Source organism: Streptomyces sp. NPDC050564, assembly GCF_044457265.1.
Lineage (GTDB): Bacteria > Actinomycetota > Actinomycetes > Streptomycetales > Streptomycetaceae > Streptomyces.
Window position 1 is genome coordinate 148361 of record NZ_JBITGS010000023.1, and the last position, 22651, is coordinate 171011.

The 22651-nt window shown below is 69.2% G+C and carries 18 protein-coding genes; 9 read left to right on the forward strand and 9 right to left on the reverse strand.

The window, feature by feature from the left end; translation table 11 throughout:
* Positions 1–88: 88 nt before the first annotated feature.
* Genes ACIBK0_RS32450 through ACIBK0_RS32475 form a run of 6 tightly spaced genes read right to left on the reverse strand, consistent with a single transcriptional unit; the run spans position 89 to position 9576 of the window.
* On the reverse strand, positions 89–1333 hold the full coding sequence (locus ACIBK0_RS32450; protein ID WP_399087745.1) for an alginate lyase family protein: 1245 nt from the start codon (positions 1331–1333) through the stop codon (positions 89–91).
* A 30-nt stretch (positions 1334–1363) separates the two neighbouring features.
* On the reverse strand, positions 1364–4789 hold the full coding sequence (locus ACIBK0_RS32455) for an alginate lyase family protein (RefSeq protein ID WP_399087747.1): 3426 nt from the start codon (positions 4787–4789) through the stop codon (positions 1364–1366).
* Positions 4786–6324 carry a glycosyl hydrolase family 28 protein gene (locus ACIBK0_RS32460; RefSeq protein WP_399087749.1) on the reverse strand — a complete coding sequence of 513 codons (1539 nt, stop codon included), beginning with the start codon at positions 6322–6324 and terminating at the stop codon, positions 4786–4788. Before ACIBK0_RS32460 ends, ACIBK0_RS32455 begins: the two co-directional genes overlap by 4 nt.
* A 38-nt stretch (positions 6325–6362) precedes the next feature.
* Positions 6363–7235, reverse strand: coding sequence for a carbohydrate ABC transporter permease (locus ACIBK0_RS32465; RefSeq protein WP_399087751.1), 873 nt, complete (start codon positions 7233–7235; stop codon positions 6363–6365).
* Positions 7232–8230 (reverse strand): carbohydrate ABC transporter permease, encoded by a 999-nt coding sequence (locus ACIBK0_RS32470; RefSeq protein ID WP_399087753.1) that lies wholly within the window; start codon positions 8228–8230, stop codon positions 7232–7234. The genes ACIBK0_RS32465 and ACIBK0_RS32470 overlap by 4 nt, the downstream gene beginning before the upstream one ends.
* Positions 8227–9576 carry an extracellular solute-binding protein gene (locus ACIBK0_RS32475; RefSeq protein WP_399087755.1) on the reverse strand — a complete coding sequence of 450 codons (1350 nt, stop codon included), beginning with the start codon at positions 9574–9576 and terminating at the stop codon, positions 8227–8229. Before ACIBK0_RS32475 ends, ACIBK0_RS32470 begins: the two co-directional genes overlap by 4 nt.
* 467 nt (positions 9577–10043) lie before the next feature.
* Here ACIBK0_RS32475 and ACIBK0_RS32480 point away from each other — a divergent pair, with 467 nt between their 5' ends.
* From ACIBK0_RS32480 to ACIBK0_RS32510, 7 genes are all read left to right on the forward strand, one after another.
* Positions 10044–11057: a hydroxyacid dehydrogenase gene (locus tag ACIBK0_RS32480; protein ID WP_399087757.1), complete on the forward strand. Its 1014-nt coding sequence runs from the start codon at positions 10044–10046 to the stop codon at positions 11055–11057.
* A gap of 119 nt (positions 11058–11176) precedes the next feature.
* Positions 11177–12265, forward strand: coding sequence for a LacI family DNA-binding transcriptional regulator (locus ACIBK0_RS32485; protein WP_399087759.1), 1089 nt, complete (start codon positions 11177–11179; stop codon positions 12263–12265).
* Positions 12266–12655: 390 nt separating this feature from the next.
* Positions 12656–13996, forward strand: coding sequence for an ABC transporter substrate-binding protein (locus ACIBK0_RS32490; RefSeq protein WP_399087761.1), 1341 nt, complete (start codon positions 12656–12658; stop codon positions 13994–13996).
* A 10-nt stretch (positions 13997–14006) separates the two neighbouring features.
* Complete coding sequence (locus tag ACIBK0_RS32495) at positions 14007–14891, forward strand: carbohydrate ABC transporter permease (RefSeq protein ID WP_399087763.1); 885 nt, start codon at positions 14007–14009, stop codon at positions 14889–14891.
* A complete protein-coding gene (locus ACIBK0_RS32500) occupies positions 14891–15817 on the forward strand; it encodes a carbohydrate ABC transporter permease (protein WP_399087765.1) in 927 nt (308 codons plus the stop codon). Before ACIBK0_RS32495 ends, ACIBK0_RS32500 begins: the two co-directional genes overlap by 1 nt.
* Positions 15814–17457: a family 43 glycosylhydrolase gene (locus tag ACIBK0_RS32505; RefSeq protein WP_399087767.1), complete on the forward strand. Its 1644-nt coding sequence runs from the start codon at positions 15814–15816 to the stop codon at positions 17455–17457. Before ACIBK0_RS32500 ends, ACIBK0_RS32505 begins: the two co-directional genes overlap by 4 nt.
* A gap of 192 nt (positions 17458–17649) precedes the next feature.
* Complete coding sequence (locus ACIBK0_RS32510) at positions 17650–18711, forward strand: LacI family DNA-binding transcriptional regulator (RefSeq protein ID WP_399087769.1); 1062 nt, start codon at positions 17650–17652, stop codon at positions 18709–18711.
* Here ACIBK0_RS32510 and ACIBK0_RS32515 read toward each other — a convergent pair.
* The gene (locus tag ACIBK0_RS32515) at positions 18689–19333 is read right to left on the reverse strand and encodes a ThuA domain-containing protein (RefSeq protein WP_399087771.1); all 645 of its coding nucleotides are present in this window, start codon (positions 19331–19333) and stop codon (positions 18689–18691) included. The genes ACIBK0_RS32510 and ACIBK0_RS32515 overlap by 23 nt on opposite strands.
* Before the next feature lie 251 nt (positions 19334–19584).
* On the opposite strand from ACIBK0_RS32515, the gene ACIBK0_RS32520 reads away from it, so the two are divergent.
* A complete protein-coding gene (locus ACIBK0_RS32520) occupies positions 19585–19986 on the forward strand; it encodes a VOC family protein (protein WP_399087773.1) in 402 nt (133 codons plus the stop codon).
* Here the strand turns inward: ACIBK0_RS32520 and ACIBK0_RS32525 are convergent.
* Together ACIBK0_RS32525 and ACIBK0_RS32530 are read right to left on the reverse strand one after the other, a co-directional pair.
* Complete coding sequence (locus tag ACIBK0_RS32525) at positions 19969–20655, reverse strand: helix-turn-helix domain-containing protein (protein ID WP_399087775.1); 687 nt, start codon at positions 20653–20655, stop codon at positions 19969–19971. The two genes, ACIBK0_RS32520 and ACIBK0_RS32525, sit on opposite strands and share 18 nt — an antisense overlap.
* Positions 20656–20665: 10 nt before the next feature.
* Positions 20666–21601, reverse strand: a complete 936-nt coding sequence (locus tag ACIBK0_RS32530; protein ID WP_399087777.1) for an AraC family transcriptional regulator — start codon at positions 21599–21601, stop codon at positions 20666–20668.
* 104 nt (positions 21602–21705) lie between these two features.
* Here ACIBK0_RS32530 and ACIBK0_RS32535 point away from each other — a divergent pair, with 104 nt between their 5' ends.
* On the forward strand, positions 21706–22548 hold the full coding sequence (locus ACIBK0_RS32535) for an NAD(P)H-binding protein (protein WP_399087779.1): 843 nt from the start codon (positions 21706–21708) through the stop codon (positions 22546–22548).
* Positions 22549–22651: the final 103 nt, after the last annotated feature.

A 22651-nucleotide genomic window follows, 5' to 3' on the forward strand; every position in this document is an offset into this window, starting at 1 on the left:
AACCGTTCACATCAGAGCATCACATCACTTCCGGGTATTCCTTCGGACGTCATTCCAGTGGACATGCTTTGTGTGGGCGTGAACGGCCCTATTTGGCGTACATCAACGTGCCGAAGCCGAGCTGGTCGAAGCCTCCGCTGTTCGGGCCGTAGTCACCGCCGCCGCCTTCGGGGCGGACGCTCTCGGCCATGGCGGTGATGTACGGGACCGACAGCCCGCGGCGGCGGGCGTAGTGGTAGTGCAGGATGTCCCAGACCGGCCTGAGCTGGCCGCGGCTCGCGGAGGAGATCACGGTCTGCGACTGCTGGGCGCAGTTCTGGCCCGTGCCCCAGGTGTACGTCGTGTAGGGAACGTCCTGGCCGAGGTTGTACTTGGCGACGTACTGGGCGGCCTTCATGAAGCGGTTGTTGTCGTAGCCGTACAGGTCGTCGCCCTGGGACCAGGCCATCTCGCAGAAGGCGCCCAGCTGGCCGATGCCCATGATGGTGTGGCCCTGGTCCCGTCCGGACTCCTGGTACTGGGCGAGTCCCTCGCTCTCGTAGACGAAGGGGATGGCGTGCGTGAGGGAGCCGTTGCCCGCGCCGTTCTTGAAGTAGTCGACCGCCTGGTCGTACTTGGCGCCGTCGTCGCACAGGATGCCGATGGCCAGGATCGAGTTCATGTTGCACAGATCCCAGTTGGCCCAGTAGTTCGTGATGCAGGCGTCGTTGTGGCCGGTCAGGAACTGGTTGTTCAGCGGGTAGAGGACGTCGAGCATCATCGTCTTGAACCGGTCGAGGTCGAACCCGCTGTAGCCGCGCATGAGTTCGGCGGCGTTCGCGAACTGGTAGCCATAGATCCCGGCCGCCAGAAAGCGGTCCGCGTTGCCGGTGACCGTGGTCAGCGTGGACGACCAGGCGTTGAGGATCTTGACGGCGGTGTCGCCGTTGGCGGTCGTGCCCGCGATCTTCCAGCGGAGCGCGTTCTGGTACGCGGCGTGGATGTCGTTGTACAGGATGCCGTAGTTCTCGCCGGTGCCGCCACGGATGATCGTGGCCTTCGGGTTGGGGGTCCAGGTGCCGGCCGAATGACTGTTGGCGGTCAGCCGGTTCCAGCCGGAGAGCCAGGGGTCGTCGCCCGCGGCGACCCGTACCTTGGCCCGGTTGAGCTCTCCATAGGCGTGCAGTAGTCCGGGGTGGGTGAAGGTCGCCGGTGCGGCGTCCGCGGTGCCACCGGTCACGGCGGCGGACGCGCCGACGCAGAGGGCGGCGGTGAGGCCACCGGCGGTCTTCAGCAGACCGCGGCGGCTCACCTCTGCTGTGCTGGAGTGCGCGTGGGGGTTGCTGCGGCTCATTGCTGTGCATCTCCAATCAGGTGGGGGGATCTAGGTGATGCTCACCTCGTCGAACTCGGTGGTGCAGCGAGCCAGGGGGTCGCGCGAGCAGACCACGAGGCCCACGTAATAGGGGCCGTCACCGAAGCCGGGGATCTCGCCCGCGGCGATGGACGCCCAGCTGGCGCCGTCATCGGTGGACACGGCGGCGGCGAAGGCGGTCCCGGTCCGCTTCAGCCGCAACCGGCACGGGAGTGCCACGGTCCCGTTGCCGGTGAAGGTGGAGGCGCCCGCGACGGTCTTACGGAGCATGAGCTGCGGCGTCCCGGCCGCGCCCGTTCCGCCGCTGGTCATGATCGCCCCGGCCGCCTGGTCGAACGGCGACAGGGATTTGGTCATCAGCAGCCCCACCCGGTCGGCCGTCACCGCGCCCGCACGGGACACCAGCCGGGCGGTGGACTCGCAGTCGCCGGTCACCGGACGACGTACGAACTGGCCTGTCATCCCTTGGCCGTTGACGTTCAGATCCGAGCCGGATCCGCGCACGACGAACATTCCCGCGTCATGGCTGGTGATCCCCGGGGTGCGCACGGCCACCACCCCGTACGTCCCCACCTCCCGCTCGTCGAGCACGACATCGCCGAGATCGCCGTACGACCAGGGGGTGGGCGGCGGTGTGCCGACGGTGATCGTGAGGGGGCCGGTGGCGTCACCGGCCGCGTTGCCCGCGCCGGTGGTGACGGTGAACTCCCCCGTCCCGGCGGGCGTCCCTGAGACAAGTCCGGTGCGCTTGTCGAGGCGGAGTCCGTCGGGCAGGCCGTCGGAGGTGAAGCGCACGGGCTCGTGCGAGGCCCGCAGCAGATGGCGGAAGGCGACACCCTTGTTGGCGAACGCGGTGGCCGCGGAGGTGAGGACGGGCACGGAGGGTATCGGCATCCGTGCGGCGGCGGACTCCGAAAGCGGGCCGCGCCCGGCGCAGTTGGTCTTCGCGACGACGTAGTGGTACGTCGTGCCCGGCGCGCCGGTGGCGTCGGCGTACCGGACGCGGGTACCGAAGCCGATCGGGCCGACCCCGGTCGCGACGGTCTCGAACGGGCCGTCGGCGGCTGTCGCCCGCAGCACCTTGTATCGCGCGGAGAGGTCCGGGTCGGTCCAGGCCAGCTCGACGGCGTCGGCGCCGCCGGCTGCGTGCAGATCGGTGGCGGTGCGCGCGGGGCGCGACACGGACCAGACCTCACCGGATGCGAAGGTCACGCTGACGTTGTCGAAGGCGCCGGTGCCGGTCTCGGCGTACTCCTCGTCCACGCCCAGGCAGGAGGTGAGGACGATCCCCGCGTACGTCGTGTGGCCCAACTCGACCCCGGTGGAGCCGACTTCGGTCCAGCGGATGCCGTCCGGGGAGATGGCCCCGGTGCACCGGTCGCCCTTGCGGGTCACGCGCACCCAGTACGGCGTCCGCAGCCGGTAGCCGTCGCCCGCGCCCTCGACGTACGGGGCCTGAAGCGGGGTCGCCGACTCCGGCAGCGTGCCGAGATCGGAGATCGGAAAGGACGCGGAGGTGGTGATGGCCTGCTGCTGGGACGGAGGTACCGGTGTGCTGCCAGTGGCGGCGACCAGCGCCCCGGCGGAGGGGCGTACGGTCCACACGCCGCTCCAGGTGTGCAGCGGCAGCCCCTGGATCAGCATCGAGGCGTGCGGGGCGTCCGAGTCCAGGGAGTCGCGGACGGTCACGCCGATCTTGGAGTACTGAGAGCTGAGCGGCCACACGACCCGCGCGGTGACCGTGCCGTCGCCGCGCAGCGGCAGGTACACCAGGCGACAGGTGTCGGCGGTGCCGCTCGCCTCCAGTACGAAGCGCTCACCGTCGAAGACGGCCGATCCCGGGATCTTCACGTCACCGATGTCCCGGGTCGACCACGGCTCCGGGAGCCTGCCGACGGCCACGGCGCAAGCCGAACTTCCGCTTGTCCCCTTGGAGTTGGCGGCAGTGACTGTGTAGTAGTAGGGCCGTCGCCCGCGCGCGTCGAGGTCCGTGTACGTCGGCAAGGCGACGTCGGTGGCGATCTGTTCGTACGGCCCCTCGGGCCGGGTGGCCCGCAGGACCGTGTAGCCGGTCGCCCACGCTGAGGGCAGCCAGGACACGGCAACCGAGTCACCCCCTGCGACCGCGGTGACGCCCGCGGGAGCCGTGGGCACGGCCGCCGAGGGGGCCGTCGCCCCGGCGTAGGCGAAGGTGCCCCAGCTGGGCAGGTCGTCGTTGCTGCCCTCGATGAAGCGGGCGCCTCCGGTGCCGCGGAAGACGGCATTCTTTGTGTACGGCGCGTCGAGACCGCGTACGCCCGTGTAGTGGGCGTAGTACATCTCGTAGATCGGGGGCAGGGTGCCGCGTGCCTTGTCCGAGACGACGGTCTTGATGTACTTGCCGGTGCGGTCCAGGTCCGGGGTGAAGGGGACGTCGCCCCCGAGGTTGTAGCGGGCGTCGTACTCGGCGTTCGCGAGGATGCGGTGGTCGTCGAAACCCCACAGGTCGACACCCTGGTTCCAGGCGACCTGGGCGGCGTCGCCCAGCAGGCCGACGGCCAGTTGTTCGTGACCCTGGTCGCGCCCGCTTTCCTGGCCCTGGCCGGTGTCGGTGACGACGCGGTGCAGGACACTGCCGTTGCCGGCGCCGGCCGCGGCGAAGCGCAGCGCGTCCTCGAAGAGCGTGCGCTCCTCGCAGAACACGCCGATGGCCAGGATGGTCTGGAGGGATGTCAGGTCCCAGTTGCCATTGGCGTAGAGCATGTAACCGGACACGGCCGGATACCAGACCGTCAGGAAGGACCGCTCGCAGCGTGCGATGTCGTCCGCGTCCCAGCCGTCGTAGTCGCTGTGCCGCAGGAGCTCTGCCGCATTGACGAACTTGAAGGCCTGGAGGCCGGCGCCGAGCGGGCCGTCGGCGCCCGTGATCGCGGTGAGCGAGGCAGACCAGGCGTTGAGGATGTCGCGGGACTTGTCGGCGTGTGCCCGGTCGCCGGTGACGGACCAGATGAGGGCGTTCTGGTAGGCGGCGGCCGAGTCGGCGACCGCCTGGTTCATGAAGTTGGAGGGACCGCGGCCCCACGAGGTGATCTGGCCGGTGTTCTGCACGATGTACGACGACGAGGAACGGGCGTGGGCCGCCAGCGCCAGGTAGCCGTCGTGGATGGGGGACTGTTCTGCGGCGACCGCGGCCTTCATCCGGGCGAGGTCGTCCGCGCTGTGCAGCAGTCCGGGGTGGGCGAAGGTCCACAGGCCGCCGTTGCCCTGTGCCCGTGCCGTGCCGGGCACGAGAAGTCCGCTCGCGCCCGATGCCAGCAGGAGGGCCGCGGCGCCGCCGAGGAAGCCCCGGCGGCTGGGCCCTGCCCGGCGAATCAGGTGGGCTTCCGGCGACTGCGCCCGGTCAGGTGCGGCCCCGGCTGGATCCGCCGGGCAGGGCATGGGTGCGGGGATCGTCATGACGTCGCGGCCGCCCCGGCCTCGGCGGTGGTGAGGAACCTGAGGTTCGTCACGTGCTCGTTGTAGTACCACTGCACCGTGTCGGTGGTCAGGTACCACTTGGGCTTCTTCATCGAGTCGGCGACGACCGTGCCGTTGATCACCAGGTTCTCGAAGGTGACGTCGTCGATGCCGTGATCGGCGTCGTAGCCGAGGAACAGCGACGGGTTGGCGCGGGTGCCCGTGTAGCTGAGGTTCTTGACGTAGACGTCCTGGATACCGCGGCCGACCGAGGTGTTGTACTTGGTGTTGTACATGACCCGCATGTGGATCACCTGGCCCCAGCGGAAGTCCTCGATGCGCACGTCCTCGATGCGCACGTTCTTGATGAGGTTGGAGTCGCCCGGGTTGAGGGCGATGCAGCCCTGGTAGCCCATCTGCGGCTCGCGGTGGTCGAGGATGTCGAGGTTCTTGAAGACCAGGTTCTCCAGCGTCTCGGGCGCGTCGGTGTTGCCGTGCGTGCCGACGTTGACCGGGTGCGCGACGTCCGCCCACAGGGTGCAGTTCTGCACGGTGATGTCGCGGGTGTCGCCGTAGTAGTCCCAGCGGTGGGCGTAGATCGCGATGCAGTCGTCGGAGTTGCGCAGGAAGCAGCCGTCGATGACGACGCTGCTGCTGGAGAAGATGTCGATGCCGTCGCCGTTGCCTCGCGAGCTGAACCCGCGCAGGTGCTTGATGTGGACGTTCTCGCTCTCGCCGAGGGTGGCGATGTAGCCGCCGCCCGGGTTCATGACGATGACGTCCTCGATGCGGATGTTCTTGCTGCCCTCGCAGAGGATGCCGTTCGCCGTGCCTCCGTAGACCATGCCGTGTCCGGTGAGGGAGGCCTTCTCCACGTCCTTGAAGTAGACCTGGCCGATCAGGACGGCGCCGCCCGCCAGATGGACGGTCTTGCCGCTGGGGACGGTGAGGAGGCCACCGGGGACAGTGGTCACGCCGGGGCCGACGTAGAGGACGTCCGGGTCGTCGGCGGAGGGCGGGTTGGGGTCGATGTGGTTGGTGAACAGGTGCAGGCAGTCGAAGATCTGGTCGTTGATCTGGACGACGACGTCGCGCGGCTCGTCGAGCGTGAAGCGCAGGGTGTCGCCGAGCAGTTCGAACTTGATGCCGAGCGCGTCCGGTCTCACGCGGGCCTTGGTGGTGCCGCCCTTGAGGTAGGTCACCTCGATCTCCGCTGAACCACGGAAGTCGAAGTACACCATCGAGGTGTCGTAGACCTTGCCGGAGCCGGTGGTGGGGTTGATCTCCTCCAGCCGGGGCCGCCAGATGTCGAGGGTCTGCCAGTCGCCGTCCGGGGCGGTGCGGACCCGCACCTTGAAGCTGGTGTTGGTCGGCATGGTGGACGGGCGCGGGTAGGTGACCAGCTTCGGCGCGAAGGGCGCGTCATCGGCCGCGTCGGCCCGGGCCGCCGTGGCTGTCAGCCCGGACAGACCGGCGGCTAGCGCGGTGGCACCGGCCGCCTGGAGGGCCGTACGACGGGACAGGGGCGTGTTCATGCATGACTCCTTGCGAAGGTGAAGAGAGAGGGAGAAGGTCACTTGAGTCCCGACGTCGACATCCCGGCGACGAACCCGCGTTGTGCGACGAGGAAGATCAGCAGGATGGGCACCACGTACATCACGGAGGCCGCGGCCTGGAGGTTGGCGACGGGCGTGCCTGCCGAAGTGACGTAGGTGGTCATGACGGCGACGGCGAGGGTGGTGTGGTCGGTGGAGAGCAGCAGCTGCGGGGCGATGTAGTCGCCCCAGCTCCAGGTGAAGGCGATCACGAAGCTCGCGGTGAGCACCGGCCACGACTGAGGCAGGAAGATCCGCCAGAAGATCCCGGCGTAACCGCAGCCGTCGACGATCGCGGCCTCCTCCAGCTCACGGGGCAGGCCGGCGAAAAACTGCCGGAAGAGGAAGACCAGATAGGGGGCGGCGGACAGGCCCCAGAACACCCATGGCCAGTAGGTGTCGACCATGCCGAGCTTCGCGAAGATCAGATAGGTCGGGAGGAGCGTGATGAGCTGGGGCAGCATCATCGAGCCGATCAGGATGCCGAACAGCGTTTTCTTGCCGGGTGCGTTCAGACGGGCGAACCCGAAGCCGACCCAGGCCGAGCTGAGGGTGACCAGGGTGGCGTAGAGGAAGGCGATGACGAGGGAGTTGCGGGCGTAGCCGAGGAAGTCGATCAGGCTGAAGGCGTCCGCGAAGTTGTGCCACTGGACGTGCTCGGGCAGCCAGTGCACGGGCGAGGCGGCCAGTTCGGCAGGGGTCTTGAGACCGCTGATGACCAGCCAGCCGAAGGGGCCGAGGAACAGCCCGGTGAGAGCGACGAGGACGGTGTAGAGGACCAGGCGCTTGACGCGTATCCGCACGCGGACCGCGGACGCCGAGGATTTCGTGGGCAGGCTGGTGGCGGTCACTTCTTCGCCTCCGGGTCGACGTTGTAGAACACCACGCCGGACGTGGACTTGAAGATGAGTCCGGTGACGATGAGGATCAGGACGAAGAGCACCCACAGCAGTGCGGAGGCGTAGCCGTAGCGCCCGAGCGCGAAGTACTGCCCGAACACGTGCATCATGTAGAGGTAGTTGGACTGCGGCAACGCGGTGACGCCTGCCGTGGTGCCGTCCGGCGACAGCAGCAGCGGCATGATGGTCTGCACCGAAGCGATCACACCGGTCACTGTCTGGAAGAGCAGCACGGGTGAGAGCAGCGGCACGGTGATGCTGCGGAAGGTCCGCCAGGCGCTCGCCCCGTCGATGCGGGCCGCCTCATGGAGTTCGCGGGGGACGTCCTGAAGACCGGCCAGCGAGATGATCATGATGTTTCCGGCGGCCCACAGCACGGTCATCAGCAGCACGTACCGGGCGTAGGGGTCGGCGAGCCAGCCGCGGGCGTCGATGCCGAAGAGCTGCAGGACGCCGTTGGCGGCACCGGAGTTCTGGTCGAAGAGGGACTTGAAGGCGAGGCCTGCGCCCACCGGCGGCACCACGGCCGGCAGATAGAGCAGGGTGCGGAACAGGCCGCGTGCCTTGAGCGGCCTGTTGACCAGGACAGCGAGCCCGAGCCCGCCGATGATCGACAGCGGCACAGAGGTCACCGCGAACAGGCCCGTGCGGCCGAGGGCGTCCCAGGTCTGCGCATCGGAGAACAGCTCGCGGTAGTTGCCGAGCCCGACATACCGCCAGTGCGGCGAGATGCCGTCGAACGTGGTGAAGCTCAGCCACAGCGCGTACGCCATGGGGACGATCGTCAGCAACAGGAACCCGACGATCCAGGGCGACGTGAACAGGTAGAACGCCCGGTGTCTGCGCGCGGTCATGGAGGACCGCGGCCGATCCGTGGCCCGAGCCCGTCCGGCGGTCGCGGTCGAGCCCGGCCGGTCACCGACGGAGGAGATCTGGTCGACCGTCATCCCACTTGCTCCTTGCCGCGCTTGAGCTGCTCGTTCATGACCGAGTTCAGGCGCCCCGCCAGGGTGTCGACGGACATCTGGCCGTTCATCGCGGCCGGGGCGATCTGGTTGAAGAGGGCGTAGAGCGAGTCCGCCGAGGCGTAGGGCGTGAAGGCGATGACCGAGAAGTGCTTCAGCTCGGCGTTCTGCACCTTCAGCACCCGCTTCTGGTAGTCCTCCTGGGCCGGCATGAGCGAACGAAGGGACTTCAGCGTGGGGATGCCCCAGCCGCTGGAGGCGCGCTCCCTGGCCGGCGTCTCGCCGAAGAACCACTCGAAGACCCGCCACGCGGCGTCCTTGTTCCGTGCCTTCTTCGGCATCCACAGACCGGTGCCCGCCTGGCATGGGCTGACCCGCGGGCCGCCCTCGAAGACCGGGGCGGGTGCGAGGCGGGACAGCGGCGCAAGCTTCTTGTCGGCGTTGATCACGCCGCCGAGCCAGTATCCCGAGTTCGACATGGCCATCCGGTTCGCCTGGTAGCTGGGACCGTCCCAGGCGTTGGGGTCGGGCTGGATGAGGCTCGGCCCGACCTTGGCCCGGCAGTAGTCGATGTACCAGCCCAGCGCCTTGCGGGCCTCGGGGGCGGTGAAGTCGACCCGGGAGAAGTCGTCGGTGAAGAGACTTCCTCCGGCGGCCACCGTCAGGCTCGCCAGCAGATTGGGGGTGAGCACGCCGTTGTAGCTGCCGCCGAAGACGGTCGTCTGACCGTTCTTGCGCCGGGTGAGCCGCTCGGCGTCCTCCAGCCACTCCTCGTACGTGACCGGCTCGGTCTCCGGCGGGTAGTCGACACCCGCCTTGTCGAACAGGGCGGTGTTGTACCAGTACATGGAGTCCTGGGAGAAGTCCTTCGCCATGCCGTAGCGCGGGCCCTTGCCCTGGGTCCGGCCGTCGTAGCGCCACAGGTCGTTGACGGGATCCAGGTCATCGAGCTTGAGGACACCGCTCTTCGCGAAGTACGGGTCCAGCTCCTCCATCACGTCCCGCGCCGCGAAGTACGGCGCGTCCACGGCACCGACACCGCGTACCAGGTCCGGCGGATTGCCGTTGGTCATCATCCCGATCAGCTTGGTGATGTCGTATCTCACCGTGACGATCTTGACGCCGAGGTCCTTCTGAGCCTCCTTGATCAGTTCCGGCGAGATGTCATCGGGCTTCACCATCAACGTGACGGTCTCACCGGAGCCGCTGACCCCGGTGGACACCTGCAGGGCACAGCCGCTGAGTGCCGCCACACCTGCCACGGCGCCACCCGCCGACATGGCGAGAAACAGGCGGCGACTGGGGGGAGCACCGGCGTGCGAGGGCATGGGCGCCTCACCTTCCGCTTCGGGGAGCACAGAACAACTCGGCGGCGGTAACAGGTAGCAACCGGTTACTACGACCAAGTGGCCAGAGCTTCTTCCTGTCCGGAAAGCGCGTCAAGAGTCTCGGCAGACTTTCGAAAACACTGCACCACTTCGATGGCACGACCCGTCAGGCCCCAGGATCACCACGCAACTTGGGACGGACACCCGGGGAACAGGCCTCTTGTCCTGGTCAGGGCGCAGGCTGTCACGAGAACTCCCCGCGGCACCGGCGGCCGCCGAACGACCGCCCTCGTTCCCGGCAGGACTCCGCACCTGCCGTGCTCACCGCTGTGACGTGGGCTTTTGGGACCAGAACGCACCGAAAGGTTCCCGGCCCCGCACCCCCTCACGATGATTGACCCTGGCTCCTCTGCAGATCTACGGTAGAAGACGCTTTCAGAAAATGTTTCCAGCATCTCAGGAGAGACATGCCCAGCGCACAGCTGCCGAGGGCCGTGTTCGCCATGGATCCGGTGCACCTCCCCCTGCTCTTCCCCCCGCCCCTCATGACCCGGCTCCAGCAGACGGCCGAGATCGACACCGCGCTCGTCGTCCAGGACTTCACCACGCCCGCCGCCGCGTCCGCGCTGTCCCGCGCCGAGGTGCTGATCACCGGCTGGGGATGCCCCCGCCTCGACGCGGAGGCCCTGGCGGCGGCACCTCGGCTGCACGCCGTCCTGCATGCCGCCGGCTCCGTCCGCTCACTGATCGGCGAGACCCTGTGGGACCGCGGCGTCACCGTCTCCAGCGCGGTCACCGGCAACGCGCTGCCGGTGGCGGAGTACACGCTCGCCATGATCCTGCTGGCCGGGAAGGACACCTTCGCGCACCGCGAGCGCTTCAGGGACGCGCACGCCTACCCGTCTCGCGCCGAGACCGCGGCCACGGGCAACCTCGGCCGCCGGATCGGGATCATCGGCGCCTCGCGCGTGGGCCGCCGACTGCTGGAACTGCTGCGGCCGCACGACTTCGCCGTCTCGCTGTACGACCCCTACGTGGACACCGCCGAGGCCGCCGCGCTGGGCGCCGAACTCCTGTCGCTGGAGGACCTGCTCAGCGGCAGTGACATCGTCAGCCTGCACGCCCCGGACATCCCCGAGACCCACCGCATGCTCGACCGTGAGCGGCTCGCCCTCATCAGGGACGGCGGTGTGCTGATCAACACCTCCCGAGGCGCCCTGGTCGACCCGGCCGCGCTCACCGACGAGCTGGTCTCGGGCCGGCTGAACGCCGTCCTGGACGTCACCGAACCCGAGCCACTGCCCGCGGCGTCCCCGCTGTACTCCCTGCCCAACGTCTTCCTCACCCCGCACATCGCGGGCTCGCTCGGCAACGAACTGGAGCGGCTCGGCCGCATCGTCGTCGACGAACTGGAACGTCTGGTCGCGGGACTGCCGCCGGAGCACGAGGTGCGGCACACGGATCTCGTCCGGGTCGCCTGATTCCGGCCGTCCACGAGCTGTCCTACCTGGAGTAACGATGGGATACGGTTTCAACACCGGCGCGGGCGGGGCCTCGGAGCGTCCGGTGATCGGGCCACTACGGTGAAGGAGCCGCTACGGTGAGTCAGCACAAGGCGCCGGCAGACGTCGGACGGGCGACCATCCGCGATGTGGCCGAACGCGCCGGCGTCTCCGTGGCGAGCGTGTCGCGCGTCCTGTCCGGCAACTACCCGGTGTCGGAAGAACTACGCCGCCGGGTGATGAAGGTCGTACGGGACCTGGACTACGTCACCAATGCCCACGCCCGTTCCCTGGCGGGTGGCGGCACGCCCACGGTGGCCATCCTCATCAACAACATCACCGGTGCCGCCTTCGCCCACGTGGCCAAGGGAGTCGAGGGCGCCGCCACGCTGCGCGGCTGGCTCTCACTGGTGGGCACTACCGGCGACGACCCGGAGCGGGAACTCGCGCTGGTGAACCTCATGCGCCAGCAGGGCGTCGCCGCCGTGGTCCTGCTGGGCGGCGCGTACGACTACGACGAGTACCAGCTGCGGATGGCCCGGTTCGCCCGCTCCCTCGACGCGGCCGGCTCGCACCTCGTGCTGGTCGGCAGGCCGCCGCTGGAGGGCGCCGTACCGGCGACGACGGTCGACTACGACAACGAGGGCGGTGCCTACGCGATGGCCAGCCACCTCCTGTCCGCCGGCCACCGGCACGTCCTGGTACTGCCGGGCCATGCCGAACTCACCACCGCGCAGGGCCGGTTGACGGGTGCCCGGCGGGCCTTCGAGGCGTACGGGGTGCCGTTCGACCCGGGCATGGTGCGCCACGGCCCGTACGACTACGAGCACGGGTACGAGGCGGTGGAGGAAAGCCTGCGGCAGGGGCTGGACTTCACGGCGGTGCTCGCGGGCACCGACGTGGTCGCCGCGGGCGCGATGCAGGCCCTGCGCGCGGCCGGGCTCAGGGTGCCCGAGGACGTCTCGATCGTCGGCTACGACGACATCCCGCTGGCCTCCCAGCTCACCCCTCAGCTGACGACCGTGCACGTCCCGTACGAGGAGATGGGCCGCGTAGCGCTGCGCGCCGTGGCCGACCGGCGCGAGGCCGGCACCGGCCGCCGCAAGGGCAGCGATGGCGACCACCTGGTACTGGGGACCCATATCGTCGTACGGAACTCCGTTCAGCCCCCGGCCCGGCGTTCATAGGACGCACGCGGCGTAACGGGCACGGGCAGCATCGTTTCGTAAGCGTTTTCCAAAGTGTTTTCAGGACCTGCCAAGGTCGCACGAGGGGCTCACCGGACCCCGGTCGGTACTTGTCGACATGGCTCTGAACTGCACAGACTCCTGGGCGGCGAGCGCAGTCGAGGCGCAGTCCGCGATAACCGCGCGGACAACCCGGCGTAACAAATTTCGACGGACCCCTTGCTGCGGCGGATCGATCGTCCTACCGTCCCAGCAAGCGTTTACTACAGCTTCTGCTTGGCCGAGCCCCCGCAACCGCGAGCCGACGGTTTCCGGCCGCCGTTCCTGGCCGGCACCGAGCCGCCGTCCTCTCGTTCTGAGAACGCCTACTTTCCGAAGGATCACGGTCAGATGAACTTCACCAGCCCCCGGAGAAGGTTCGCCCACGCCACCGTCGCGGGCCTCGCGCTGACAGGTCTGCTCTCCGCTTGCGGCGGATCCGGCTCCGGGGACGACGCGTCCTCGGGGTCTTCCGGTCCGGTCACCCTCCCCTACTGGGGCTGGGCCAATGGCCAGGAGGCCGTCGTCAAGGCCTTCAACGCGAGCCACAAGAACATCAAGCTCAAGTACACCAAGGTCACCGACCAGCTGACCATGCAGAAGCAGCTGACCAACGCGGTCAAGGCCGGCAACGCGCCCTGCCTGGTGCAGAACACCGCCGAGTACGTGACGGCCTGGGTCTCGCAGGGCGCGCTCGCCGACATCACCCAGTACGTCGCCTCCAGCAAGGACAAGTTCAACACCGGTTCCTGGGCCACCGCCCAGGTGCAGGGCAAGGTCTACGGGGTTCCCACCGCGTCGGCGCCCGCCTTCACCATCTACCGCACCGACATCTTCGAGAAGTACGGCTTGAAGGCGCCGGCGACCTGGGACGACTTCATCACCGCCGGCAAAGTGCTGAAGAAGCACGGGATCAAGGTCACCAACTACGCCGGTGAGGACCCGAGCACCCTGGAGGTGCTCTCCATGCAGGCAGGGGCGCACTGGTACGCCATCGACGGCAACGCGTGGAAGGTGAACTTCCAGGACGCGGGCACCCTCAAGGCCGCGAAGGTGATCCAGGAGATCATCGACAACAACCTCAACTCCAAGCTCTCCTTCGCCGATTACGCGGCCGTGCAGCGCAACTACGACGACGGCGGCACCGTGACCCGGCAGATCTCCACCTGGCAGATGGCTGGCATGGTGCAGAACTTCACCAAGTCCAACGGGAAGTGGGCGCTGTCTGCGTGGCCGACGTTCAACGGCGAGGCGGCCAAGACCCCGGCCGGCACCAACCAGAGCGGCGGGGTGACCCTGGTGACCAAGCAGTGCAAGAACCAGAAGCAGGCCGCCGAGGCCGCGCTGTGGATGTCCACGAACACGGGCGCGGTCAAGACCATGGCAAGCCCGACGACAGGAAACGGCGTGATGCCGGCGCTGGCGGACAGCAACGCGTACGTCGACGAGGCTATCTCCGACAAGCTGCTCGGCAAGAACTACGAGCCCGGCAAGAAGGTCGTGACGGACAGCCTGAACACCGTCACCACGGACTGGGTCTTCGGCCCCGACTGGACCGCGATGTTCACCGAGCTGCAGAGCGGCTGGGCGAAGGTCATGAACAAGGAACAGAAGGTCACCGACCTGCTGGCGCACATGCAGGAGTGGACGGTCAAGGACCTGAAGTCCCGCGGTATCAACGTCAAGGGCTGAGGCACGACGGATGATTCGCTCCCAGCGCTGGAAGGGCGCCGCCTTCACGGTGCCCTTCCAGCTCGGCTTCGTCTTCCTGTACCTGCTTCCGATCGGCTACGCCGTCTACCAGTCGCTGTTCGTGGAGCAGCAGTCCGGACTCGGTCTCGGCGGCGCGACGCGGAAGTTCGTCGGCCTGGAGAACTACCAGCAGGGTCTGACCGACTCGGCGTTCATGAACTCCGTCCTGCGGGTGGTGCTCTTCGCCTGCGTCCAGATCCCGGTGATGCTGTTCATCAGCCTGGTGCTGGCGCTCCTCCTGGACGCGCTCACCTCGCGGGTGGCCGGCCGGTTCCGGATCCTGCTGCTGGTCCCGTACACGATCCCCGGGGTGGTCGCCGCCATCGTGTGGATCAACCTCTACAGCCCTGACGTGGGCCCCCTCACGCCGTTGGGCAAGGTCTTCGGGTTCGACTGGAACTTCTTCGCGCCCTCGATGGTCTGGCCGTCCATCGGCAACCTGCTCACCTGGCACGGCATCGGCTACAACATGGTGATCCTCTACTCGGCGCTCCAGGGCGTGCCCCGCGATCTGTTCGAGGCCGCGCGCCTCGACGGAGCCTCCGAGCTGCGGATCGCGCTGAGCATCAAGGTCCCGTTCGTGCGCGGTGCCCTGGTACTGACCGGCATGCTCTCCATCATCCAGATGCTGCAGATCTTCAACGAGCCCGCGCTCTTCAGGAACGTCACTCCGCAGACCGTCGACGACAGCTTCACCCCGATCATGATCATCTACAACCAGGCGTTCAACGCCGGCAACTACCACTACGCCGCGACCCTGTCGGTACTGCTCGCCCTCATCCTCGGCGTCGCCTCCTTCCTCTTCTACCGGCTGACCTCGAAGGAGGCCGACTGATGATGCTGGCGGACTACCGCAGCAAAGACGACACCGAGCGGCCCCCCGCCCGCACCGTCCGGCGGCTCGCCCGTCCGGACGCCGCCTCGCGCGGGCGGGGCGGCCAGCGCTTTCTCCTGATCGGGCTGATCCTCGCCAGCGCTTACAGCCTGTTCCCGGTGTGGTGGCTGATCGTCGCCGCCACCAAGGACCGCACGGCGCTGTACCAGAGCAACGGCCTGTGGTTCTCCGGCATGCACCTGTGGGACAACCTGCGTCAGGTCTTCACCTACCAAGACGGCATCTTTCTGCGCTGGACCGCCAACTCGTTCCTGTACGCGGGCGTCGGCTCCCTCGGCGGCACCCTCATCGCCCTCGCCACGGGTTATGGTCTGGCCCGTTTCGACTTCCCCGGGCGCTCTGTGGTGTTCGCCTGCGTGGTGGGCTCGTTCCTGATCCCGATCGCCCTGCTGACCCTCCCGCTGTACCTGATGTTCTCGGAGATCGGGCTGGTCGACACCCCCTGGGCGATGCTGATCCCCTGCCTGATCAACCCGTTCAGCGTGTACCTGGCCAAGGTCTACACCGAGGCCGCGATCCCCTTCGAACTCATGGAGGCGGCCCGCCTGGACGGAGCCGGTGAACTGCGCATCTTCTTCAGCATCGTGCTGCGGATGATGACGACGGGCGGCGCCACGGTGTTCCTGCTGGCCTTCGTGAACACGTGGAACGCCTTCTTCCTCCCGCTGACCGTGCTGCGCGGCAAGGAGAACTGGACCCTCAACCTGGGCCTGTACAACTGGTCCGGCACGCGGCTGGAGTCGGGCGTCGACCTCACCGGCCTCGTGCTGACCGGCGCGCTGCTGTCCATCGTGCCGATGGCAGTCATGATGACCGCGATGCGCCGCTACTGGCAGACCGGGGTCACGCTGGGAGCCCTCAAGTGACCTTGCTGCACAACCCCGTCCTGCGCGGCTTCGCCCCCGACCCCTCGCTGGTGCGAGTCGGCGACTGGTACTACGTGGCGACGAGTTCGTTCGAGTGGTTCCCGACGATTCCCGTCCACCGGTCCAGAGACCTGGCGCACTGGGAATACGCGGGTCATGTGCGAGGCGCGGTCCCTGGAGACTCGCTCGCCGGGGTCCCCGACTCCGGTGGCGTCTGGGCGCCGTCCCTGAGCTGGGACGGTGAGCGGTTCTGGATCGTCTACTCCGTCGTGCGTTCGGTCGGCACGCCGTACTTCGACCTGGACACCTACGTCACCACCTCCCCCGCTCCCGGCTCCGCTCGAGCGGGGGGACCCCCAGGGGACGCCGGCGGGAAGTGGACGGCCCCGCGCCGCGTCGCGAGCCACGGCTTCGATCCCGCGCTCTTCCACCTCGACGGACGACTGTGGCTGCTCAACATGCAGAGCGACCACCGCCCCGGGGGACAGCGCTTCGCCGGGATCGTCCTGACCGAGCTGGACCGCGACACGCTCGCCCCGATCGGCGACACGCACCTGCTCCTGCAGCACGAACGGCTCATCGAGGGGCCCAAGCTGCTGAGGCGCGACGGCTGGTACTACCTCGTACTCGCCGAGGGCGGCACGGGATTCGAGCACGGAGTGCTGGTGGCGCGCAGCCGTTCCCTCACGGGTCCGTACGAACTCGACAGCCGGCCCTTGCTGACAACACGGGACGACCCCTCGGTGCCGTTGCAGAAGGCCGGGCACGCGGAGCTGGTCGAGACGCCGGACGGCGAGTGGTTCCTCAGCCATCTGACGGCCCGTCCGCTGCAGACGCCGCACGGCCCCCGGTGCACGCTCGGCCGGGAGACCGCGATCCAGGCCGTGGCCTGGGGCGCGGACGGCTGGCCGAGGCTTCGGCACGGGGGCCGGCACCCCGCAGTGGAGGTCGAGGTACCGACCCGTCCCGGCGCGCGGTCGCCCGAACCCGTCCCACCCGCCGATCCGGCCGACGCGTTGTCGTGGCCGTGGAGCACCCCGCGCGCGTACCCGGATCCCTCCTGGGCCGACGCCGCGAGCCGCCCCGGCTGGATCCGGCTGCGCGGCCGACACGGCCCGGAGTCCCTGTGGGCCCAGAGCCTGCTCGCCCAGCGCCTCACGGAGCACCGTGCGCAGGCGGAGGTCACGGTCGAGGCCCGGCCACGGACCTTCACCCAGGCTGCCGGGCTGGTGCTCTGGTACAACACCGAGTCCTATCTCAGCCTCGACCTGACCTGGGCAGAGCCCGGGGGCGAGGCGCAGCGGGGCCAGCAGTGGCGGGGCGGTGGCCGCACCGTGCTCAGCCTCGTGGAACGCGACGAGGAGGGCACCCGGCAAGCGGCCCTCGTCGACGTCGACGCGCAGGCTCCGGTCACCTTGGGTGTGACGGTCGACGGCGCCGAGGCGCGGTTCTGGTTCGTCCGGGACGGGGTGCGCACACCGGTCGGCCCTCCGCTCGACTTCAGTCGCCTGTCCGACGACTACGGGTCCCGGCTGCGGTTCACCGGCGCGATGGCCGGCATCCACGCCCGGGACCTCGTCGACGCGTCGTTCACCGCCGACTTCACCGACTTCCGGCTCGTGTGCACGTCGCCCCAGTGACCTCCTTTCAGTGTTCGAGGTTTCGAAAGTTTTGACCGGGGTGATCCTGCGAATTCCCGCCTCTTCACGCCGTGTTGAGGTGGGCCTAGTGTAGGAAGCGCTTACCATGTGCTGCTCTCTTCCCCTCTTCTGCGAGCAGCGTGACGCGAAACTTTCGATGGCCCTCGGGCGGGCCGGAGAGGTGGTCTCTCGATGGCCCGTAGCGGGAGCGCGAGCGTGGCGGCCGGACCGACCCTGGCAGTCGTGGCGCGTGAGGCCGGAGTGTCCGTACCGACCGCGTCGAAGGTCGTCAACGGCCGGGAGGACGTGGCGCCCGAGACGCGTCGCCGCGTCACCGAGGCCCTCCACCGGCTCGGCTATGTGCGCAGACCGCGCGTCGAGGCGTCGAAGACGCCGGGCCTGGTCGACCTCGTGGTGCACTCCCTCGAGAGCTCCTGGTCGGGCGCGGTGCTGCACGGCGTGGAGGGCGCGGCGCACGACGCGGGCCTGGAGATCGTGGTCTCGGCGGGGCTGACCCGGACCAGGGGCGGGCGCCCCGAGCGGGGCTGGCTGGACAAGCTCACCACCCGGGGTTCATCCGGAGTGCTGTTCAACCTGGCCGAGCTGGCTCCTTCCCAGCACACCTGGCTCGACCAGCACCGAATTCCGTTCGTGATGATCGACCCGGTCCTCGAACCGCCGCCGGGTGTCGTGTCGGTGGGCGCGGCGAACTGGCAGGGCGGCCTGCTGGCAACAGAGCATCTGCTTTCCCTCGGTCATGAGCGCATCGCCGTCATCGGCGGCTACCGCCGCAAGATGTGCAGCAGCGACCGGATCGCCGGCTACCACTCGGCCCTCGCCTCGGCCGGGATCCGGCACCGCCCCGAGTACGTGCGCTACGGCAGCTTCAACGAGGGCGGCGCGCACCGCCGCACGCTGGAGCTCCTCGACCTCCCCGAACCGCCCACCGCCGTCTTCGTCTGCTCCGACACGATGGCGCTCGGCGTCTACCAGGCCCTGGCCGAGCGCAAGTTGAGCGTCCCCGACGACATCAGCGTGGTCGGCTTCGACGACCTTCCCGAGTCCCGCTGGGCCACCCCGGCGCTCACCACCGTGCGCCGGCCGCTCTCCGAGATGGCCGCGACGGCCCTGCGCCTGCTCGTCCGCATGATGGCGGGCGAGCAGCCGGAGAGCACGCGTACGGAGCTGTCGACCCGCTTGGTGGAGCGGTCGAGCACGGGCCCGGCAGCGACTACCTCTTGGTCACCCAGGTAATACCGCCGAGCAGGTGCGCGCGGAAGTCCGGATCCTCGTACGCCTCGGGAGCATGCCCGAGTGCGGTGTAGAAAACCCGGCCCGTGCCCTGCTCTCGGCACCACACGAGCGGATGGTCGTCGCCCATGCCGCCCCCCTCGTACGAGGATTCGTCGGCGGAGGCGAGCACCCGCACCGAGCCGCGGGGGCTGGCCCGGAAGTCGTACCACTCGTCCGTGAACTCCCAGACGGGCGGCAGGTGTCGGGTCGCCGGATGCCCCCGGTCCTCGACGACGGCCTTCCCCGGCTGATACTCCGGGTGCCGGTCGAAGCGCGCGCCGAGCAGTTCGCCGTAGTAGGGCCACGCGTACTCGGTGCACGCGGCGGCGTGGACCCCGACGAACCCGCCGCCGCCCTCGACGTACGCCGCGAGACGGTCGCGCCCCTGCGGCGTCAGCACCTCCCCGCTCGTGGAGAGGAAGACGACCGCCGCGTACGCGTCCAGGGGCCCTTCGAACGCCGCGGAGTCCTCGGTGGCGTCGACCTCGAACTCTCCGAGGGTGCGTACGGCGGCGATGGCGTCCGGGATGGAGTCGTGGCGGTAGCCCGTGGTGCGGGTGTAGACGAGCAGGCGCGGGGACACGGCCTGAGCGTATGCCTCAGGCGGCTGGAGCGCGAGGCCCGCGGGCGGCGGACCTGGGGGTTTTCGCCCCCTCCGCCCCTACCCGTCCCGTACCTGGGGGCTCCGCCCCCAGACCCCCGTATCGCGCAGACGCGCTCGTCCTCAAACGCCGGACGGGCTGAATATCTCCAGCCCCGGCCGGCAAAGGGCGCCCCACGGGGGTGTCCGATTCGTTCAAGACTCACCCCCGACCCCCTGCCTACCGTGACCTCATGACTCCACGATTCGATGTGATCGGGCTCGTCGTGTCCGACATGGCCGCCTCCCTCGCCTTCTACCGCCGCCTGGGGCTCGTCTTCCCCGAGGGGAGTGAAGACCAGCCGCACGTCGAGGCCGAGCTCCCCGGTGGGCTGCGCCTCGCGCTCGACACGGAGGAGACGATCCGGTCGTTCCACGCCGGGTGGCGGCCTCCGAACGGCGGCGGCCGGATGTCCCTCGCCTTCCTCTGCGACAGCCCGGCGGAAGTCGACTCCGTGTACGAGGACCTGGTCGGCGCCGGTCATCACGGCGAGCTCAAGCCGTGGGACGCCTTCTGGGGCATGCGGTACGCGGTCGTGCACGACCCGGACGGCAACGGCGTCGACCTGTTCGCCCGGCTACCGGAGACCCAGTAGCTCTCGCGCCGACATCCCCGCCAACTCCCGTACGTCCCGTGCAAGATGGGCCTGGTCCGCGAATCCGGCACGGGCCGCCGTCTGCGCGAGCGGCACCCCGCTCCGTGCGAGCGCGAGGGCCCGCTGCAGCCGCAGCACCCGGGCCAGCATCTTCGGCCCATAGCCGAACGCGGCCAGTGAGCGCCGGTGCAACTGCCGTGCGCTCAGGCCCAGTTCATCGGCGACCGCGGCGACCGGCCGACCCGCGTCGAGAGCCGCGACCACGCCCCGCAGCAGCGGATCCGGCGGGTCCGCATCCGCCGCACGCTCCAGGGCCACCTCTTCCAGGGCGCTCACCGGGTCGGCGGCCTCATCGACCTTCTCCGTGAGGCGCCGCACCCGCGCGGCGGGCCACAGGTCGGCCAACTCGACGCGCCGGTCGCGGAGTTCATCCGCGGGTGCGCCCAGCCACGCGGGCGCCGTACCGGGGTAGAAGCGCACGCCCGCCCAGCCACCGGGCGCACCGTCGGGAACGTATGCGCGGGTGTCAGGACCGGCGACCAGCAGCCGCCCCTCGGTCCACAGCAGATCCATGCAGCCGTCGGGCAGAACGGCCGCCACCGACGGACCGGCGATCGAACGGGACCACACCACCGCGCCCGCGAGCCTGGATGCACGCTCCTCGTACACGTACGTCAGGCTACGCCGCCCGCGTCCGGTGCTCCTGTGGGCTGACTCCGTACACCCGCTTGAACGCGCTGGAGAGCGCGAACGCGCTGCCATAGCCGACGTGCCGGGCGATCGAGTCGAGGGTGTCATCCGTTTCGCGCAGGCGGTCGGCGGCCAGGGCCAGGCGCCAGCCGGTCAGGTAGGTCATCGGGGGCTCGCCCACGAGTTCACTGAAGCGCCGGGCCAGGGCGGCCCGCGAGACCCCGGCCTTGGCGGCGAGAGTCGCCACCGTCCAGGGGTGGGCCGGGTCGTCCTGCACGAGCCGCAGCACCCGGCCCACGACGGGGTCGGCGAGAGCCTGGTACCAGGCAGGGGCGGCGGCCTCGGGGCGGGAGAACCAGGCCCGCAGCGCGGCGATCATCAACAGGTCGAGCAGCCGGTCGAGGACGACCTCCTGTCCCGGCTCGTCGCGCACCATCTCCTCGGCGAGGATCGGCGTCAGCGGGCACTCCCACACGTCCGAGGTGAGCGACAGGAGTGGAGGCAGCGCGTCCAGCAGCCTGCCGCTGACCTCGCCCTGCATCATGTACGTCCCGATCAGCAGCACCGTGGAGCCGTCCAGCCGGTCGCCCCAGCTGCGTACGCCGAGGTCCCAGTGGCCCTTGAGGGAACGCCCGTCGGGGTAGCTGCACTCGCCGCCCGGAAGGATCACCGCCTGTGGCGCGGTCGCCGGGTCGTCGGCGCAGATGTACGGGTCCGGGCCGCGCGCGATGGCCAGGTCGCCCGCCTGCAGCCGCAACGGCTCTCCGCCGTCCGGTACGACCCAGGCGTCGCCGCGGACCACCAGCATGATCGTCAAAGGGGCGCGGTCCTCGACGCGTACGCACCACGGCGGGTCGAAGCACGCACGGATCATGAAGGCGCCACGCGCGCGTGGACCCTCCAACAGGCCTGCGAGTGCGTCCATGGCGTCAGCGTAAACGCCGTCCCTGACCCTGTCGTAGACGTGCGCTTATGGGAATGAGCCGTTCAGCGATGGGCCCTTGCCGCGCACGGCAGTTCACTGGCTACATGATGGACAACACGGCACGTACGCACGACATGACGGTACTGGTCACAGGGGCTTCGGGGCGGACAGGGCGCCGGGTCGCACAGGCCGCTCGGGCGGCCGGTCTCACGGTGCGGGCCGCGTCCCGCGCCCAGGGCTTCGACTGGGACGACCCCACGACATGGGCGGACTCCCTGCGGGGCGCCGACGCGGCGTATCTCGTCCACCCCTCCGACGTCGGCTCCCCCGGGGCCGCCTCGGCCATCGGCGCTCTCGGGCGGCAGGCGGTCGATCACGGCGTACGGCGGCTCGTGCTGCTGTCGTCGCGGGGCGAGGAGCGGGCCCGGCCCACCGAGGAGGCGCTGAAGGCGTCGGGCGCGGACTGGACAGTCGTACGGGCCGCCTGGTTCGCGCAGAACTTCAGCGAGGGTCCGCTGGTGGAGGGGCTGCTCCACGGAGAGCTGGTCTTCCCTGCCGGTGAGGTGCGCGAGCCCTTCATCGACGTGCGGGACATCGCGGACGTCGTGGTGGCCGCGCTGACGTCCGGCGACCGGTACGTCGGCCAGGACCTCGCCATCTCGGGGCCCCGGCTGCTGACCTTCCGCGAGGCGGTCGCGGAGATCTCCGAAGCGACGGGCAGTGAGCTGACGTACACCCCGGTGACAGCGCGCCAGTACGGCGCCGACCTGGCGGGGTTCGGGGTGCCGCCCGAGGAGGTCGAGTTCCTTGTCGAACTCTTCGAGAGCCTCCTCGACGGCCGCAACTCCTACCTGTCGGACGGCGTCCAGCAGATCCTGGGCCGCGAGCCCCGCGACTTCACGGATTTCGCGCGGGAGGCCGCGGCGGCCGGAGTCTGGAAGGCCTAGACGCCGTGCATCGGTGCTCGCGCGTCCGGCCCGGGGGGTCCTGGGGTGCCCTCGGGAGAGCACAGCCCGGATTTCGCGCCGGGGCCGTGGCGGCGGGGAGTGT

Excerpts from the sequence above, each read along its gene's own strand:
- ACIBK0_RS32470 (WP_399087753.1), bottom strand. The coding sequence starts at position 8,230 with ATGACGGTCGACCAGATCTCCTCCGTCGGTGACCGGCCGGGCTCGACC.
- ACIBK0_RS32520 (WP_399087773.1), top strand. The coding sequence starts at position 19,585 with ATGACTCCACGATTCGATGTGATCGGGCTCGTCGTGTCCGACATGGCC.
- ACIBK0_RS32460 (WP_399087749.1), bottom strand. The coding sequence starts at position 6,324 with ATGAACACGCCCCTGTCCCGTCGTACGGCCCTCCAGGCGGCCGGTGCC.
- ACIBK0_RS32490 (WP_399087761.1), top strand. The coding sequence starts at position 12,656 with ATGAACTTCACCAGCCCCCGGAGAAGGTTCGCCCACGCCACCGTCGCG.
- ACIBK0_RS32510 (WP_399087769.1), top strand. The coding sequence starts at position 17,650 with ATGGCCCGTAGCGGGAGCGCGAGCGTGGCGGCCGGACCGACCCTGGCA.
- ACIBK0_RS32480 (WP_399087757.1), top strand. The coding sequence starts at position 10,044 with ATGCCCAGCGCACAGCTGCCGAGGGCCGTGTTCGCCATGGATCCGGTG.
- ACIBK0_RS32495 (WP_399087763.1), top strand. The coding sequence starts at position 14,007 with ATGATTCGCTCCCAGCGCTGGAAGGGCGCCGCCTTCACGGTGCCCTTC.
- ACIBK0_RS32535 (WP_399087779.1), top strand. The coding sequence starts at position 21,706 with ATGATGGACAACACGGCACGTACGCACGACATGACGGTACTGGTCACA.
- ACIBK0_RS32530 (WP_399087777.1), bottom strand. The coding sequence starts at position 21,601 with ATGGACGCACTCGCAGGCCTGTTGGAGGGTCCACGCGCGCGTGGCGCC.
- ACIBK0_RS32475 (WP_399087755.1), bottom strand. The coding sequence starts at position 9,576 with ATGCCCTCGCACGCCGGTGCTCCCCCCAGTCGCCGCCTGTTTCTCGCC.
- ACIBK0_RS32455 (WP_399087747.1), bottom strand. The coding sequence starts at position 4,789 with ATGACGATCCCCGCACCCATGCCCTGCCCGGCGGATCCAGCCGGGGCC.
- ACIBK0_RS32450 (WP_399087745.1), bottom strand. The coding sequence starts at position 1,333 with ATGAGCCGCAGCAACCCCCACGCGCACTCCAGCACAGCAGAGGTGAGC.
- ACIBK0_RS32500 (WP_399087765.1), top strand. The coding sequence starts at position 14,891 with ATGATGCTGGCGGACTACCGCAGCAAAGACGACACCGAGCGGCCCCCC.